Origin of the sequence: Paraburkholderia ginsengiterrae (assembly GCF_001645125.1) — a bacterium.
Taxonomy (GTDB): Bacteria; Pseudomonadota; Gammaproteobacteria; order Burkholderiales; family Burkholderiaceae; genus Paraburkholderia; species Paraburkholderia ginsengiterrae.
Genome location: NZ_LXKA01000187.1, coordinates 69,643 through 85,184, shown reverse-complemented (window position 1 = coordinate 85,184; position 15,542 = coordinate 69,643). Strand labels below are relative to the sequence as shown.

The window sequence follows — 15,542 nt, the reverse complement described above, 5'->3', positions numbered from 1 at the left end:
ACGGGTTGAAACAAGCGCATACATATCGCGCACGATGCTCGCCCTAGAATGGGGTCAGCCCGCGCTCTCCGCGCAAACAGTGTGCGCCGGGTCAGAAGTGTCGGCGTGCCCGCGCCGGCGCTTCGCTTCTATTGCAACTCCCCCTTTCGTTTGCCGTTCTGCCCGCGCTCAAGGCGTGGCGGGTGGCGACACCATCACGGGCGGGCGAGTATCGGTGGGTACGCCGTGATAGTCGGCGGGATCTTGCGGCGGCGGGCCACCGTGGTGGCCTGAAGAATTGTTCGCACAGCCGGCAAGGCCGGCAACCAGCAGCAGCAACGCAATCAGCGGAAAGCGGTTCATCAGGCAGTCGTCTCTCGGGGGCGGGATCAAATCGCGGCCGGCCGACGATGATCCGGCAGACGACGCGCGCCGAGAGTCTACCCGCAAAGCACACACCATGGCGCCGAAGCCGGCGGGTCGGCTCGCATGCGGCTCCAACGCGCGGCTCTACGCGGCTCTAATTTTGTCGCGCGTGATCTTGATCTACTATAAAGGCATGGCGACATGCCATAGGAGACTGCCATGGACGCTGAATCGATCGCAGGTCTTATCGGACTCGGAATAGGTTTGCTCGTGCTGCTCGCGCTGTCGATTTTCGAATCGAAAACATATAGACGCGAACACGACGGCGAAGGCATGGTGCATCACTGGCTGACTCATCAGCACATGCCGCACTGGATGCGTCGCCGGCACTGAAACGGAGAATCGGCCACTGGGTGCGTCTGCGCACGTCCGCACGTGCCGTGCACTCAGTCGGTAGATGCACTGCACATCCGATGCAGAAGGACGCGTGCGGGCCCGCGGAGCGGTGCGTTCGCGCGTCCGTCGCTGCCCGACGCAATTCGTGATTGACTCTGGCACCCAATGCCACGTAGAATCTCGGATTCGTCGGAGCGTAGCGCAGCCTGGTAGCGCATCTGATTTGGGATCAGAGGGTCGAAGGTTCGAATCCTTTCGCTCCGACCACGAAAGCAGCACGAAACCCGCGTAGCCTCCGGCTTCGCGGGTTTTTGCTTTTGGTGCCCGCGTGCTTTGGGGTCCCGCGTGTTCGGCAGATTCGCCGGACATGCCCGCGCGCTTATACGATTCACTCGCGTCATCGCCTTGTGGTCCAGGCACCCTCCGTGCGACAGTGACTGAAACCGGCACTTCATCCATACCCGATGCGCCGCAACCAGAACAACCAGAATCAAGGAGACATACATGGATCTGATTCTCTGGCGTCACGCCGAGGCCGAAGAATTCGCCGCCAGCGACCTCGCGCGAGCGCTCACCACGCGTGGCCGCAAGCAGGCGCAAAACGTCGCCAAATGGCTGCGCGCCCGCTTGCCCGATGACGCCGTGGTGCTCGCCAGCCCGGCCGTGCGCACCATCCAGACCGCGGAGACCTTGAGCGATCAGTATCGCGTGGTGCGCGAACTCGCGCCCAACGCAAGCGCAGGCGATGTGCTCAACGCCGCCGGCTGGCCCAACGGCATCGCGCAGACGGTGGTAATCGTCGGCCATCAACCCACGCTCGGCCACGTTGCCGCACGCTTGCTCGGCCACAGCGAAGCGAGTTGGCCCGTAAAAAAAGCCGCGGTGTGGTGGATCGCAAGCCGTGAGCGCGACGGCAACGGTCAGGCCGTACTGCGCGCGGCCATCACCCCCGATCTGGTTTGATCGGACACCTATAAAAAGGCGTGGCACCCAAATCCGCCAGGTACATTGCACGGCCGCTACGCTCACCCACATAGCCGGGATGACGCGCTGACAGCGATCGAGCCGGCTTCGCCCATTCCGTAAAACCTCCACAGGTCGCACAAAAACAACACCCGCGCGACACCCGCCACATTACAAGCCGTGCGCGCGCGGCTTACGGGCAGTCATCCAATCGTCATGGGTTTGCCATGCGAGCGTCACCAGGCGTTACTACATTGGCGAAAAAAGAATTTTCCCTTTTTTCGACCAGGACCCTCCATGCGAGAACTGCCGACGCCTACCCTGCCCCTCGCTTCGATCTTCGAGACGCGCCGTTTGCCGCGTGCCGAAGAGACGGTCACCGCCCAGCATCGCCTGCAGGTTTCGTGGGCACGCACCGACGAAGAACTGCGCGAGGCCCAGCGTCTGCGCTACCGCGTGTTCGCCGATGAAATGGGCGCACGCCTCACGGGCCCCGCGGGTCTTGACGTCGATTCGTTCGATTCTTACTGCGACCACCTGCTGGTGCGCGATCTCGACACGTTGAAGGTCGTCGGCACGTATCGCGCGTTGCCGCCGCATCAGGCCGCGCGTATCGGACGCCTGTATGCAGAGAGTGAATTCGATGTGTCGCGCCTGACGCACCTGCGCTCGAAGATGGTCGAAGTAGGCCGCTCGTGTGTGCATCCGGACTATCGCAGCGGCTCCGTGATCATGTCGCTGTGGGCGGGCCTTGCTGCCTACATGAAGCACAACGGCTACGAAACGATGCTCGGCTGCGCGAGCGTCGCGATGGTCGACGGCGGCCACTATGCGGCGAATCTGTATTGCTCGCTGCGCGACAACGCGCTGACGGCGCCGGAATATCGCGCGTTTCCGCACACGCCGCTGCCGGTCGATGAATTGCAGACAGGCGCCGAGGTTGCACCCCCGCCGCTCGTGAAGGGCTATCTGCGTCTGGGCGCGAAGATTTGCGGCGCACCGGCATGGGATCCCGACTTCAACACCGCGGATTTTCTGACGCTGTTCCGCCTGTCCGACATCAACGCACGCTACGCCCGTCATTTCCTCGGCGACGCGTTGCCACGCTGAGCGAACCCGCGCCACGCAACGCGGCGCGCAAGGGGTAACACCCTAAAAAAATCCCGGCAGCGCAAGCTTGCCGGGATTTTTTATGCATGCGCCGATTGCGACGTGCCCCGCTTCATTCGTCCGTGTAGACGACACGATACGGAATGCCAACCTTTTCCCACTCCGCCGCTTCCTGGATCAGGCTGTAGTCTGTAAGCGGATTGTTGGCCACCCACTGGTTCGGCAGACGCACCTCGTAGCCGCCATTGACCTGCGCGACCGCGATGCCCGGCAATCCGACATCCGCCCGCCGGCGGCACAGCAGCGCCGCGAGCCGCAGACAGAACAGCAGCGGCCATTCCACTTCGCGTGTTTGCGACAGCTTGCCCAGCTTGCCCGCGTGACCGAGGGCGAGCGCGGCGAGGCGCGCCTGATCGGTGCGCGAAAAGCCCGGCATGTCCGCGTTGCTGGCAATGTAGGCCGAGTGCTTGTGATACGCGCTGTGCGAGATCGACAAGCCGATTTCATGCAGCGACGCCGCCCAGCCGAGGAACATGCGGTTTTCCACGCGGCGCTCTTCGTCGGGCTCCTTGAACTGGTCGTAAAAGCTGACCGCGAGCTCGCCGATACGTCCGGCCTGCGAACGATCCACGCCGTAACGGCGCATGAAGCCGCCCACCGTCACCGCGCGCATGTCGGCATGCTGCGAACGGCCCAGCAGGTCGTACAACACGCCAAGGCGCAGCGCGGCGTCGGTGGTGTCTACGTAATCGACGCCGAGTTCGTCGAACACGGCGATCATGATCGACAGGCCGCCGGCCAGCACCGGAACGCGATCGGCCTTCAACGCGACGAGCTTCAGACGATTGACGTTCTCCGCCTTGATCAACGCGCGCTTGAGCCGCTCGAGCCCGCCGCGCGAAATCTCGTGCGTGATGCCCGGATCGTTGAAGCCGTTCGCCTCGACCAGTTCGGCCAGCGCACGTGCCGTGCCCGATGAGCCGATTGCCTGCTCCCAGCCGGTTTTCTTGTACTCCGCCGAAATGATCTGGATTTCGCGGCTCGCGGCGAGTTCGGCCTGGCGCATCGTGTATTCGTCGACGTTGCCCGCCGGGAAAAACGCGCGGCTGTGGCTCACGCAGCCGATGTACAGACTCTCCATCTTGATCGGCGTGTAGTGCGAACCGATGATGAATTCCGTCGAACCGCCGCCGATATCGACCACGAGGCGTTTGCCCGGGCTCGCCGGCACCGAGTGCGCCGCGCCCGCATAGATCAGACGCGCTTCTTCACGCCCGGCGATCACTTCAATCGGGAAACCCAGCGCGGCTTGCGCCTCGCCGAGAAACTCGCCGGCGTTCTTGGCGATACGCAGCGTATTGGTGGCGACCGCGCGAACGTGGTCCGGATGAAAATCGCGCAGCCGCTCGCCGAAACGCTTCAATGCGTCCCAGCCGCGCACCTGCGAAGCGCGATCGAGCATCTTGTCGCGCGACAAACCGGCGGCAAGACGCACCGGCTCGCGCAGGGCGTCGACCTGATAAATCTGGCTGCCCGCGTCGGTTTCCTCGACACGGCCCACGATAAGACGGAAGCTGTTCGAGCCGAGGTCGACGGCGGCGAGGAGTTGCGGAGTATTGACCATCGAGTAAGCGGACTCCATGCGCGCGAGCGCGGCGGCGTAGGATGCGGAGGGCACCGGGTGTTCACGTTGCGCTTTGGGCGCCTTGTGGCCAGCCGCGCTGTTCAAAGACGCCATTCTAAGCGTACCGGACCTCACGATGCCACCTCGCAGCAATGGGGGTGCCATATGGTCCCACACGACTGCGTCATCTTGACGACACGCGACGAATGCAGCGTAAAATCAAAAGATCGAGAATGTCATAACAACGTCATCATACTGTGAGAATTTCCGAGCGTCTTTCCGCCCCCCTTCCTGACATTCCTTTCTCGCTGCCGATGTCCATCCGCTACCCCTTATTGAATCGCGAGCTGGGCATTCTGGGTTTCAACGAGCGTGTGTTGGCACAAGCTGCCGACCCAGCCGTCCCTTTGCTCGAACGCCTGCGCTTCATCTGCATCACCAGTAGCAATCTCGACGAATTCTTCGAAGTCCGCATGGCCGGACTGCAGGAACAGATGCGCGACAACCCCGGCGCTTTGTCGCCGGATGGCATGTCGTTGCAGCATGTGTACGACCTCGTGGTCGAGCGCGCGCAGAAACTCGTGCATCGCCAATACACCATGCTGCACGACACGGTGTTGACCGCGCTCGAAGCAGAAGGCATCTATTTTCACGGCACCGAAGCGTGGAACGAAGCGCAGACCGAATGGGCGCGCAATTATTTCTTCGACGAACTGCTGCCGGTGCTCACGCCAATCGGTCTCGATCCTGCGCATCCATTTCCGCGCGTGCTCAACAAGAGCTTGAACTTCGTCGTCGAACTCGAGGGCAAAGACGCATTCGGCCGTCAGGCGATGATGGGCATCGTGCAAGCGCCGCGCGCGCTGCCGCGGCTCGTGCGCATGCCGCAGGAACTGTCGGGCTATCCGCATGGTTTCGTGCTGCTGAGCTCGCTGTTGCAGCGCTTTGTCGGCGAACTGTTTCCGAACCTGGTGGTGCGCAGCTGCAATCAGTTTCGCATCACGCGCAATAGCGAACTGTTCGTCGACGAAGACGAAATCACCAACCTGCGCGTCGCGTTGCAGGGCGAGTTGCCGGCGCGCCATCTGGGCAATGCCGTGCGGCTCGAAGTGTCGGCGGAAACGCCCGCGCATGTGGTGCGGCGCCTGCTCGACGAAAGCGGTCTCTCCGATAAGGACTGCTACTACGCCGACGGCCCGGTCAATCTGGTGCGGCTGATGCAGCTGCCGGAGATGGTGGACCGGCCCGATCTGAAGTTCGTGCCGCACATTCCCTCAATTCCGCAGCAGATCAACAACAGCGCCAATATGTTCGACGTGATCGATCAGGGCGACGTGCTGCTGCATCACCCGTACGAGAGCTTCCAGCCGGTGCTGGAACTGCTGCTGCAGGCCGCCAAGGATCCGAACGTGGTGGCGATCAAGCAGACCATCTATCGCACGGGCACCGACTCGCCGCTGATGGACGCGCTGATGCAAGCCGCGCGCAACGGCAAGGAAGTGACGGTCGTGGTCGAACTGCTTGCGCGCTTCGACGAAGAAACCAACATCAACTGGGCCTCGCAACTCGAAGCGGTCGGCGCGCACGTCGTGTACGGCGTGGTGGGCCACAAGTGCCACGCGAAGATGATGCTGATCGTGCGGCGCGTATCGGTGGGCGGCAAGACCACGCTCAAGCGCTACGTGCATCTGGGCACCGGCAACTATCATCCGCGCACCGCACGCCTCTACACCGACTTCGGTCTGATGACCGCCGATCAGAAAATCTGCGAAGACGTGCACCACGTGTTCCAGCAACTGACCGGCATTGGCGGCGAGCTGAAGCTGCATGAACTGTGGCAATCCCCGTTCACGCTGCATCCGAAACTGATCGAGGCGATTCGCGCCGAAGCCGATCATGCCCGCGCCGGCAAGAAGGCGCGCATCGTGGCGAAGATGAACGCACTGCTCGAACCCACCGTGATTGCCGAGCTTTACGAAGCATCGCAGGCAGGCGTGAAGATCGATCTGATCGTGCGTGGCGTCTGCTCGTTGCAGCCGGGCGTGGAAGGCCTATCGGAGAACATCACGGTGCGCTCGATTGTCGGGCGCTTCCTTGAGCACCATCGCATCTACTATTTCTACGACGACGGCAAGGAGCAGGTCTACCTGTCGAGCGCGGACTGGATGGACCGCAATCTCTTCCGGCGCGTGGAAGTGGCGTTCCCCGTCAACAATCGCCGCCTGAAACGGCGCGTGATCGCCGAGGGCCTGTCGGCGTTTCTCGGCGACAATCAATCCGCGTGGCTGATGCAAAGCGACGGCCATTATCGCCGCCGTCGGCCGGGCAAGTCCTCGCGCAACGCGCAAATGAGTCTGCTGGGGAAATTCTGTCCGTAAGCGCGGGTTGCGCTCGCCGCGGCGAGCCGGCAGCACGCATAAAAAACCCGCCTTGTTCAGGCGGGTTTTTCTTTGGCCGAAACCGTCGTCAGCCTGAATCGGATCAAGCCGGCGCCGGTTGCCGGCGTGCCGTGCGATACACCGGGAAGCGCACGGTAAAGGTGCTGCCGCGGCCCTCTTCGCTCTTCACGTCGAGCTGCGCGTCGTGACGTTGCAGCACGTGTTTGACGATCGCGAGGCCGAGGCCGGTACCGCCGGTGTCGCGCGAGCGGCTGCGATCGACGCGATAGAAGCGCTCCGTCAGGCGTGGAATATCCGCAGCCGGAATACCCAGACCGCTGTCTATCACCGAAAACAGCGCCTGGCCGCCTTGCGCGTGCCAGATCACCTTGATCGTGCCGCCGTCCGGCGTGTAGCGGATCGCGTTCGTCACGAGATTGCCGAGCGCGCTCAAAATCTCGGTTTCGACTCCGGTGACCGTGAGCCCTTCGTCAGCGTCGAATACGATCTTGTGATGGTCGCTCGACAGGTTTTCCGCGTCGTCGCGCAAGTGCCGCAACACGGCGCGCATATCGATCATCTGATCGCTCGGCGGCTTGTTGTCACCTTCGAGCTTCGCCAGCACCAGCAGGTCGCTCACGATATGGCGCATGCGCGACGCCTGCTGCTCCATCAGTTCCAGATAGCGCGCGCACTCTGCTTCGCTTAGCGGCAACTCGCGCATCGTCTCCAGAAAACCGGAGAGCACGGTGAGCGGCGTCTTCAGTTCATGCGAAACGTTGGCGACGAAATCGCGCCGCATCGCGTCGGTCCGCTCGAGCTCGGTAATGTCTTGCGACAACACCAGCTTGCGATTCTCGCCGTACGGAAACACCTGCACGGACAGCACATTCTGGCGCTTGTCGCCCATGCCGCGCATGATCAGCATTTCTTCGTAGCGAGCCGAATTCAGATACCGGACGAAATCGGGCTGACGCACCAGATGCGTAATGTGCTGGCGCAAATCGCGTTTCGCATCGAGGCCGAAGTGGAGTTCGGAGATCGCGTTGCACCACTCGATCTGGTCATGATCGTCGAGCATGGCCACACCGTTCGGCGAGGCCTGGATGGCCTGGATAAAACGCGAATGCTGCTGCTCCACCTGGCGCACCTGCGCATGCCAGCGCTTCGCGAGCTTGTGCAGACGGTAGTAGATTTCGCCCCAGATGCCAGGCGCACTCGGTACTTCGCCGTAGACCGGCGCGTCGAGCAGACGCCACAGGCGCTGTTTGTGAAAGGTGCTGAAGAGGCTCTGCGCGAGCAGCATGACAATCGCGAGAACGAGTCCTGCCTTGACGTTCACGAGCGCGCCGACCACCGCGCACAGAACAGCCAGCAGCACGACCGACACGATGGAGCGCGCCCAGATGATGTTCATGGTCTAGCGATCGAAGAGAAAACCGTATGCGCCGGGATGCGAATCGCGGCGGCTATTGGCAACAACCAATGCGAAGATACGTTGTACGGCACGGGAGGCCCGCAGGCCACCGCATGCGTCAGGCGCTCTTCGCGAGCCGGTAGCCGCTGCCGCGAACCGTCTCAATCATAGCATCGCACCCTGCCGGCTTGAGCGCCGCGCGCAGACGCTTGATGTGCACATCCACGGTGCGCTCTTCGACGAACACGTGATCGCCCCACACCTGGTCGAGCAACTGCGTGCGGCTGTGCACGCGCTCCGGGTGCGTCATGAAGAAATGCAGCAGACGGAATTCCGTCGGGCCGAGATCGAGCTTGATCTCGCTGCCTTCGGCATGCGCGGCCACGCGGTGCGTCGCCGGATCGAGCTTGAGGCCGTTGATCGCGACCACGTCCTCGGTCAGCTGCGGCGCGCGGCGGCGCAACACCGCCTTGATGCGCGCCATCAATTCCTTCGGCGAGAACGGTTTGGTGACGTAGTCGTCCGCTCCGATTTCGAGGCCGAGCACCTTGTCCTGCTCATCGCCACGCGCGGTCAGCATGATGATCGGAATATGCTTCGTGCGCTCGTTATTGCGCAGGTCGCGCGCGAACGCAATGCCCGATTTGCCCGGCAACATCCAGTCGAGCAGCACGAGGTCGGGCAATACGTCGCTGATCAGGTTCTGCGCCTGTTCCGCGTTGTACGCACGAATCGGGCAGTGTCCGGCGTGTTGAAGATTGACCGAAATCAGTTCGGAAATGGCGGGCTCATCTTCAATGACGAGAATGCTGCTGGGCATCGGCACCTCTGATCCTTATATCTGGCTTAACTGAGTGCTTCGCGCTCGAGCGCGTCGCGCGACTTGTGCCGCACGTCGGTGCCCTTCACGATGTAGATGATGAATTCAGCGATGTTCTTCGCGTGGTCGCCGATCCGTTCGATCGCCTTGGCGATAAACAGGAAGTCGAGGCCCACGGAAATCGAACGCGGATCTTCAGTCATGTAAGACACCAGCTTGCGCACGAAAGCGCGGAATTCCTCGTCGATCGCCTTGTCGTCGCGCACGATCTGCGCGGCGGCAACCGTATCGAGACGCGCGAACGCGTCCAGCGCGAGGCGCAGAATCGACACCGCCATTTCGCCGGACAACTTGATCTCGGCGATATTAATGGTGCGCGACGCGCCGTCTTCCATCAGACGCTTGGTGCGCTTGGCGATTTTTTCGGCTTCGTCGCCGGCGCGCTCGAGGTTCGTGATGGTTTTCGAAATCGCGATCAGCAGGCGCAAGTCACGCGCGGCCGGCTGACGGCGCGCGATGATGTTGCTGCACTCTTCGTCGATTTCCACTTCCATCGAGTTCAGGCGGTCTTCAGCGGCGATCACCTGTTCGGCGATGTCGAGATCGAATTCGTTGAGCGCCTGCATGGCCTTGACGATCTGCGATTCGACCAGGCCACCCATTTCGAGCACCTTGGAGGAAACCAGATTCAGGTCGGCGTCGAACTGGCTGGACAGGTGTTTGTCGGACATGTCGTGCTCCTTGTTTGGCTCGGCCATTTAGCCGAAGCGGCCAGTAATGTAGTCCTCGGTTTCCTTGCGGACCGGCTTGATGAAGATCTTTTCGGTATCACCAAACTCGATCAATTCACCGAGATACATATAGGCAGTGTAGTCCGAACAGCGGGCCGCCTGTTGCATGTTGTGCGTAACGATCACCACCGTGTAATCGCTCTTCAGTTCGGCGATCAGCTCTTCGATACGGCCCGTCGAAATCGGGTCCAGTGCCGAACACGGCTCGTCGAGCAACAGCACTTCCGGGCGAATCGCGATGCCGCGCGCGATGCACAGACGCTGCTGCTGGCCGCCCGACAAACCGTAGCCGCTCTGGCCGAGCTTGTCCTTCACTTCGTTCCACAGCGCGGCCTTGGTCAGCGCCCATTCCACGCGGTCGTCCATTTCAGAGCGCGGCAGCGTTTCGAACATCTTCACGCCGAACGCGATGTTGTCGTAGATCGACATCGGGAACGGCGTCGGCTTCTGGAACACCATGCCGATCCGCGCGCGCAGCAGCGAGATATCGCGCTTGGAGGTCAGGAGGTTCTCGCCGTCCATCAGGATCTCGCCTTCGGCGCGTTGCTCCGGATAGAGCGCGTACATCTTGTTGAGCGTGCGCAGCAACGTCGACTTGCCCCAACCCGACGGGCCGATGAACGCGGTCACCTTGCCTTCGGGAATCTGCAGGTTGATGTTCTTCAGCGCGTGATACTTGCCGTAGAAGAAGTTCAGATCGTTAATTTCGATCTTCGGGCGCGACGGCGCCTGCGATTGGCCGCTCTGAGCGGGATCGGAACCGGCGGGCGCCGTCGGGCGTGCGACCTGATTGATTTGCGTTTCTGCCATATTCATCGGATTACACTCCGCCCTTACTTGTTCGAAAAGATCGTGCGCGCGAGGATGTTCAGTCCGAGCACCGCGAGCGTGATCAGGAAGACGCCGGCCCACGCAAGCGATTGCCACTGCGCGAACGGACTCATCGCAAACTTGTAGATCGTGACCGGCAGGTTCGCGACCGGCTGGCTCATATTGACCGAGAAGAACTGGTTCGACAGCGCCGTGAAGAGCAGCGGCGCGGTTTCGCCGGCGATCCGCGCGACGCCGAGCAGCACGCCCGTGACGATACCCGCGATCGACGCCTTCAGCGTGATCGACAGCACCATCTTCCACTTCGGCGTGCCGAGTGCGAAGGCCGCTTCACGCAGTGCGTTCGGCACCAGCTTCAGCATGTTTTCCGTGGTGCGGATCACGATCGGAATCTGCAGCAAGGCAAGCGAGAACACGCCGGCCCAGCCGCTGAAGTGCCCCATCTTCGCCACCACGAGCGCGTAGACGAACAGACCGACCACGATCGACGGCGCCGACAACAGGATGTCGTTGATAAAGCGCGTGAGGCTGGCAAGCCAGCGCTTCTGACCGTATTCGGCGAGATACACGCCCGCCAGAATGCCGATCGGCGTGCCGACGAACGTTGCGAGCACAACCAGCATGAGGCTGCCGACGATCGCATTGGCGAGACCGCCGCCGTCGGTGTTCGGCGGCGGCGTCGACTGCGTGAACAGTTCGACCGACAGGCCACCGATGCCGAGGTGCAAGGTCGTGTACAGAATCCAGACCAGCCATACCAGGCCGAACGCCATCGCGCCGAGCGACATGGTCAACGCGATTGCGTTCGTCACGCGGCGGCGGCCCTGCAGGCGCACGCGCATTTCTTCGAGTGCGGCGGGATCGTTCGAACCCGGCATGTTCAAAGTGGGCTGGCTCATTTCGCGCCCTCCCCTTTTTCGAGGCGAAGCAGCATGATCTTCGAGATCGCCAGGACGATGAAAGTAATCACGAACAGAATCAGGCCCAGTTCCATCAGCGCCGACGTATGCAGGCCTGGATCCGCTTCCGCGAATTCGTTGGCGAGCGCCGACGTAATGCTGTTGCCCGGCGAAAACAGCGAGACGTTATCGAGCAGATTGGTGTTGCCGATCACGAACGTGACGGCCATCGTCTCGCCGAGCGCGCGGCCGAGACCCAGCATGACGCCGCCGATCACGCCGCTCTTGGTGAAGGGCAGCACGATCTTCCACATCACTTCCCACGTCGTGCAGCCGATGCCGTACGCCGATTCTTTCAGCAGCACAGGCGTGACTTCGAACACGTCGCGCATCACCGAAGCGATGTACGGAATGATCATGATCGCGAGAATCACACCCGCGCACAGAATGCCGATGCCGATCGGCGCGCCCCGGAACAGCGCTCCGACGAACGGAATGCCGCCCAGCACGGCGCCGAGCGGCTTTTCGAACCATTGCGCGAAGATCGGCGCGAACACGAGCAGGCCCCACATGCCATACACGATCGACGGAATCGCCGCGAGCAGTTCGATCGCGATGCCGAGCGGCCGGCGCAGCCATGCGGGCGAGAGTTCAGTCAGGAATAGCGCGATGCCGAAGCTCACAGGCACCGCGATGATGAGTGCAATGATCGAGGTGGCGATCGTGCCGTAGATCGGCACCAGCGCGCCGAATTGCTTGCTGGGTGGATCCCAGTCCGAGGTCCACAGGAAGCTGAGACCGAACTGCTTGATCGACGGCATGGACGCGACGATCAGCGAAACGATGATGCCGCCGAGGAGCAACAGGGTGATGATCGCGGAAAGGCGCGCGAGACCGCCGAAGATCACGTCGCCGGCGCGGCTTGGCGCCTTCTGCTGCGACTCGCTGCCGGGTGGGGTCGACCTGCTGGCGCCGGACGCTAATTGGATATCGGACATGAGAGCCTGATGGACCTGTTTCCAGTTGCCGTATGACACGTGTCGTGCGGCCGGTAATGCCCGGGATGCCGGGGGGTGTGCCTGGTATTGCCTGGTAAAGCCATTGGCCGTCCTCACCCGAGGACGGCCAATGTGTTACGTACCGCGGTTGCTAAAGGCCTGGCTTACTCGGCGACTGCCTTGCCCGAAGCGTCCTTCACCTTCGACTTCCACTGCGAGCGGATTTCAGCCGTCACCGAATCCGGCAGCGAGATGTAGTCCAGATCGTTTGCAGCCTGGGTGCCGTTCTTGAACGCCCAGTCGAAGAACTTCAGCGTTTCCGTGCCTTGCGCCGGCTTTTCCTGCGCCGTGTGCAGCAGCACGAAGGTTGCGCCGACGACCGGCCATGCGTCCTTGCCCGGCTCGTTCGTCAGGATCTGGTAGAACGACTTCGACCAGTCCGCGCCCGCTGCCGCTGCCTTGAACGTTTCCGTCTTCGGCTCGACCACAGCGCCCGTCGAGTTCTTCATGCCGACGTAAATCATGTGGTTCTGCTTCGCGTAGGCCCATTCCACATAGCCGATTGCGCCCGGCAGGCGTTGCACGAAAGCAGCGACGCCGTCGTTGCCCTTGCCGCCCGTACCCGTCGGCCAGTTGACCGTTGCGCCTTCACCGACCTTCGCCTTCCAGTCTGCGTTGACCTTCGACAGGTAGTTCGTCCAGATGAAGCTGGTGCCCGAACCGTCAGCGCGGCGAACCACGGCAACGTCGGTGTCCGGCAGCTTGACCTTCGGGTTCAGTGCAGCGATCGCCGGATCGTTCCACTTCTTGATCTTGCCCAGGTAGATGTCGCCGAGCACTTCACCCGACAGCACCAGGTCGCCTGCCTTCACGCCCGGCACGTTTACCACCGGCACCACGCCGCCGACCACTGTCGGGAACTGGAACAGACCTGCCTTCGCGAGTTCGTCGTCCTTCAGCGGAGCGTCCGAGCCTGCGAAATCGACCGTCTTCGCTTCAATCTGCTTGATACCGCCCGACGAACCGATGCCTTGGTAGTTGACCTTGCCGCCGCCCGTCTTCTGGTAGGCATCTGCCCACTTCGTATAGATCGGTGCTGCAAAGGTGCTGCCCGCGCCGGTGATGTCTGCGGCTTGCGCTGCGATTGCGAAAAGCGCGCCAGCGACGCCAGCGAACACGGTTTGCATCAATTTCATGAGACCTCCAAGGTGTGAGCGGTGTGAGCGGATAACACGAACACCGCGAAGCTTAGGGTCTCTTTGTGACAGTACCGTGACTAACCGTGAAACGCATGTGACAAGATGATTACAGGGTGAAAGGCGTTCCGTCAGGGAAAACACCGGTTTGGCGATGCTCCTGGCATCGCTCTAAAGATTAGGCGAAAAAGGTGGGGCGCGAACGTTTGCGTGCGCGCGGAGAGACGCGGAGGAACCAGAGGTCTGCCGGGGGCGAAGCTGGGGCTGCGGAGGGAGTTGGAGTTCGCGGAGGTGGTGGGAACGGGTCCGGCTAGCGGGCTGGCTGAAGTGCCGGTGGGTGCCGCGGATTGACCGGAGGCGGGCCGCGATATCGCAATCGTCCCGCCCCGGTGTCACGGCGTGGTTAGTCCGCCGTAGCCTGTTTCACCGCCCCGGCGATCGACTCCGCATGGAGAATGGCGTCGTTGACATGCTCCGCCTCCACCATCACGCGCAAAACCGGCTCGGTGCCGGACGCGCGGATCAGCACGCGGCCGCGGCCGTTCAGCGCATCTTCGGCCTTGGCGATGGCGCGGCGGATCAGGTCGCTGCCCTTCCAGTCCGCACCAGGATTCATGCGCACGTTGATCAGCTTCTGCGGAAACAGCGTTACGCCGTCGAGCAGCTCGGCGAGCGTCTTCTCGCTGCGCTTCATGGCCGCCAGCACCAGCAGCGCGGAGACGATGCCGTCGCCGGTCGAATGGCGGTCAAGGGAGAGAATATGGCCTGAACCTTCTGCCCCAAGCTGCCAGCCGTGTTCGCGCAACTGCTCGAGCACGTAGCGATCGCCGACCGCCGCGCGCACGAACTTCACGCCGGCGCCCTGCAGCGCCACTTCCACGGCCATATTCGTCATCAGGGTGCCGACCGCCCCTTCCACCTTGCCGTCGGTCGCGATGCGGTCCTTGACCAGCACGTACAGCAACTCGTCGCCGTTATACAGGCGGCCGGCCGCATCGACGACCTGCAGACGGTCGGCGTCGCCGTCGAGCGCGATGCCGAGATCCGCGTGGTTCGCACGCACCGCGCGCACCAGCGCATCCGGCGCGGTCGCGCCGACGCCGTCGTTGATGTTGAAGCCGTTCGGCGCGACGCCGATGGGGATCACGTCCGCACCGAGTTCGTGGAATACGTGCGGCGCGACGTCATACGCAGCGCCGTGCGCACAATCGACGACCAGTTTCAGGCCGCGCAGGTCGAACGCCGCCGGAAAAGTGCTCTTGCAGAACTCGATGTAGCGGCCGGCCGCGTCGTCGAGACGCCGTGCCTTGCCGAGTTGTTCGGACGCCGCGCAGGCGAGCGGCTGTTCGAGTTGTTCTTCGATCTGCGATTCCACGTCGTCCGGCAGTTTGTTACCGTCGGCGGAGAAGAACTTGATGCCGTTGTCGTAGTAAGGGTTGTGCGATGCACTGATCACCACGCCGGCGGCGAGCCGCAACGCGCGTGTCAGATAGGCAATGCCGGGGGTCGGCATCGGGCCGGCCAGCATCACGTCGACACCCGCTGCCGAGAAGCCCGATTCGAGCGCGGCTTCCAGCATGTAGCCCGACACCCGCGTGTCTTTACCAATCAGCACCGTGGGCCGGGCGCCTGTCTTAGCCCAGCGGTTCCCGCCTGCGAGCACCTTGCCGGCCGCGTAGCCGAGCCGCAGCACGAATTCCGGCGTGATGGGTCCTTCGCCGACTTTGCCCCGAATACCGTCCGTTCCAAAATAACGACGTGCCATGTTTTATGT

Annotated in this window: 14 protein-coding genes and 1 tRNA gene; 5 read left to right on the top strand and 10 right to left on the bottom strand. The window is 62.4% G+C overall.

Going from position 1 to position 15,542, the window contains the following annotated elements; genetic code table 11:
• Positions 1-168: 168 nt before the first annotated feature.
• The gene (locus A6V37_RS41365) at positions 169-342 is read right to left on the bottom strand and encodes a hypothetical protein (RefSeq protein ID WP_165614447.1); all 174 of its coding nucleotides are present in this window, start codon (positions 340-342) and stop codon (positions 169-171) included.
• Between the two features lie 222 nt (positions 343-564).
• Between A6V37_RS41365 and A6V37_RS41360 the strand changes: the two genes are divergently transcribed.
• The 4 genes from A6V37_RS41360 to A6V37_RS14675 all read left to right on the top strand — a co-directional run bounded on the left by A6V37_RS41360 (position 565) and on the right by A6V37_RS14675 (position 2,814).
• Positions 565-738, top strand: coding sequence for a hypothetical protein (locus tag A6V37_RS41360; RefSeq protein ID WP_165614448.1), 174 nt, complete (start codon positions 565-567; stop codon positions 736-738).
• Positions 739-931: 193 nt separating this feature from the next.
• A tRNA-Pro gene (locus A6V37_RS14685) sits at positions 932-1,008 on the top strand.
• Between the two features lie 237 nt (positions 1,009-1,245).
• Entirely contained in the window at positions 1,246-1,704 is a 459-nt protein-coding gene (gene sixA / locus A6V37_RS14680; protein ID WP_064268379.1) for a phosphohistidine phosphatase SixA, read from the top strand.
• 297 nt (positions 1,705-2,001) lie between these two features.
• On the top strand, positions 2,002-2,814 hold the full coding sequence (locus A6V37_RS14675; RefSeq protein ID WP_064268381.1) for a GNAT family N-acetyltransferase: 813 nt from the start codon (positions 2,002-2,004) through the stop codon (positions 2,812-2,814).
• Positions 2,815-2,926: 112 nt separating this feature from the next.
• On the opposite strand, the gene ppx is transcribed toward A6V37_RS14675, so the two are convergent.
• A complete protein-coding gene (gene ppx / locus A6V37_RS14670; RefSeq protein ID WP_064286089.1) occupies positions 2,927-4,552 on the bottom strand; it encodes an exopolyphosphatase in 1,626 nt (541 codons plus the stop codon).
• A gap of 200 nt (positions 4,553-4,752) precedes the next feature.
• On the opposite strand from ppx, the gene ppk1 reads away from it, so the two are divergent.
• Positions 4,753-6,816 (top strand): polyphosphate kinase 1, encoded by a 2,064-nt coding sequence (gene ppk1, locus A6V37_RS14665; RefSeq protein ID WP_064268386.1) that lies wholly within the window; start codon positions 4,753-4,755, stop codon positions 6,814-6,816.
• A gap of 103 nt (positions 6,817-6,919) precedes the next feature.
• Here the strand turns inward: ppk1 and phoR are convergent, their stop codons facing one another.
• The 8 genes from phoR to glmM all read right to left on the bottom strand — a co-directional run bounded on the left by phoR (position 6,920) and on the right by glmM (position 15,533).
• Entirely contained in the window at positions 6,920-8,233 is a 1,314-nt protein-coding gene (phoR, locus tag A6V37_RS14660) for a phosphate regulon sensor histidine kinase PhoR (protein WP_064268387.1), read from the bottom strand.
• Positions 8,234-8,351: 118 nt separating this feature from the next.
• Entirely contained in the window at positions 8,352-9,053 is a 702-nt protein-coding gene (phoB, locus tag A6V37_RS14655) for a phosphate regulon transcriptional regulator PhoB (RefSeq protein ID WP_006051991.1), read from the bottom strand.
• Positions 9,054-9,079: 26 nt separating this feature from the next.
• On the bottom strand, positions 9,080-9,784 hold the full coding sequence (gene phoU, locus A6V37_RS14650) for a phosphate signaling complex protein PhoU (RefSeq protein WP_064286102.1): 705 nt from the start codon (positions 9,782-9,784) through the stop codon (positions 9,080-9,082).
• Between the two features lie 27 nt (positions 9,785-9,811).
• On the bottom strand, positions 9,812-10,660 hold the full coding sequence (gene pstB / locus A6V37_RS14645) for a phosphate ABC transporter ATP-binding protein PstB (protein WP_064286088.1): 849 nt from the start codon (positions 10,658-10,660) through the stop codon (positions 9,812-9,814).
• A gap of 17 nt (positions 10,661-10,677) precedes the next feature.
• Complete coding sequence (pstA, locus tag A6V37_RS14640; protein WP_064286087.1) at positions 10,678-11,574, bottom strand: phosphate ABC transporter permease PstA; 897 nt, start codon at positions 11,572-11,574, stop codon at positions 10,678-10,680.
• The gene (gene pstC, locus A6V37_RS14635; protein ID WP_064268393.1) at positions 11,571-12,572 is read right to left on the bottom strand and encodes a phosphate ABC transporter permease PstC; all 1,002 of its coding nucleotides are present in this window, start codon (positions 12,570-12,572) and stop codon (positions 11,571-11,573) included. The genes pstA and pstC overlap by 4 nt, the downstream gene beginning before the upstream one ends.
• Positions 12,573-12,736: 164 nt before the next feature.
• Positions 12,737-13,768, bottom strand: coding sequence for a phosphate ABC transporter substrate-binding protein PstS (gene pstS, locus A6V37_RS14630; RefSeq protein WP_064286086.1), 1,032 nt, complete (start codon positions 13,766-13,768; stop codon positions 12,737-12,739).
• Positions 13,769-14,171: 403 nt separating this feature from the next.
• Positions 14,172-15,533: a phosphoglucosamine mutase gene (glmM, locus tag A6V37_RS14625; RefSeq protein WP_064268396.1), complete on the bottom strand. Its 1,362-nt coding sequence runs from the start codon at positions 15,531-15,533 to the stop codon at positions 14,172-14,174.
• Positions 15,534-15,542 lie beyond the last annotated feature (9 nt).

Excerpts from the sequence above, each read along its gene's own strand:
- A6V37_RS41365 (WP_165614447.1), bottom strand. The coding sequence starts at position 342 with ATGAACCGCTTTCCGCTGATTGCGTTGCTGCTGCTGGTTGCCGGCCTT.
- pstB (WP_064286088.1), bottom strand. The coding sequence starts at position 10,660 with ATGAATATGGCAGAAACGCAAATCAATCAGGTCGCACGCCCGACGGCG.
- sixA (WP_064268379.1), top strand. The coding sequence starts at position 1,246 with ATGGATCTGATTCTCTGGCGTCACGCCGAGGCCGAAGAATTCGCCGCC.
- A6V37_RS14675 (WP_064268381.1), top strand. The coding sequence starts at position 2,002 with ATGCGAGAACTGCCGACGCCTACCCTGCCCCTCGCTTCGATCTTCGAG.
- glmM (WP_064268396.1), bottom strand. The coding sequence starts at position 15,533 with ATGGCACGTCGTTATTTTGGAACGGACGGTATTCGGGGCAAAGTCGGC.
- phoR (WP_064268387.1), bottom strand. The coding sequence starts at position 8,233 with ATGAACATCATCTGGGCGCGCTCCATCGTGTCGGTCGTGCTGCTGGCT.
- ppx (WP_064286089.1), bottom strand. The coding sequence starts at position 4,552 with ATGGCGTCTTTGAACAGCGCGGCTGGCCACAAGGCGCCCAAAGCGCAA.
- pstA (WP_064286087.1), bottom strand. The coding sequence starts at position 11,574 with ATGAGCCAGCCCACTTTGAACATGCCGGGTTCGAACGATCCCGCCGCA.
- phoB (WP_006051991.1), bottom strand. The coding sequence starts at position 9,053 with ATGCCCAGCAGCATTCTCGTCATTGAAGATGAGCCCGCCATTTCCGAA.
- phoU (WP_064286102.1), bottom strand. The coding sequence starts at position 9,784 with ATGTCCGACAAACACCTGTCCAGCCAGTTCGACGCCGACCTGAATCTG.
- pstS (WP_064286086.1), bottom strand. The coding sequence starts at position 13,768 with ATGAAATTGATGCAAACCGTGTTCGCTGGCGTCGCTGGCGCGCTTTTC.
- pstC (WP_064268393.1), bottom strand. The coding sequence starts at position 12,572 with ATGTCCGATATCCAATTAGCGTCCGGCGCCAGCAGGTCGACCCCACCC.
- ppk1 (WP_064268386.1), top strand. The coding sequence starts at position 4,753 with ATGTCCATCCGCTACCCCTTATTGAATCGCGAGCTGGGCATTCTGGGT.
- A6V37_RS41360 (WP_165614448.1), top strand. The coding sequence starts at position 565 with ATGGACGCTGAATCGATCGCAGGTCTTATCGGACTCGGAATAGGTTTG.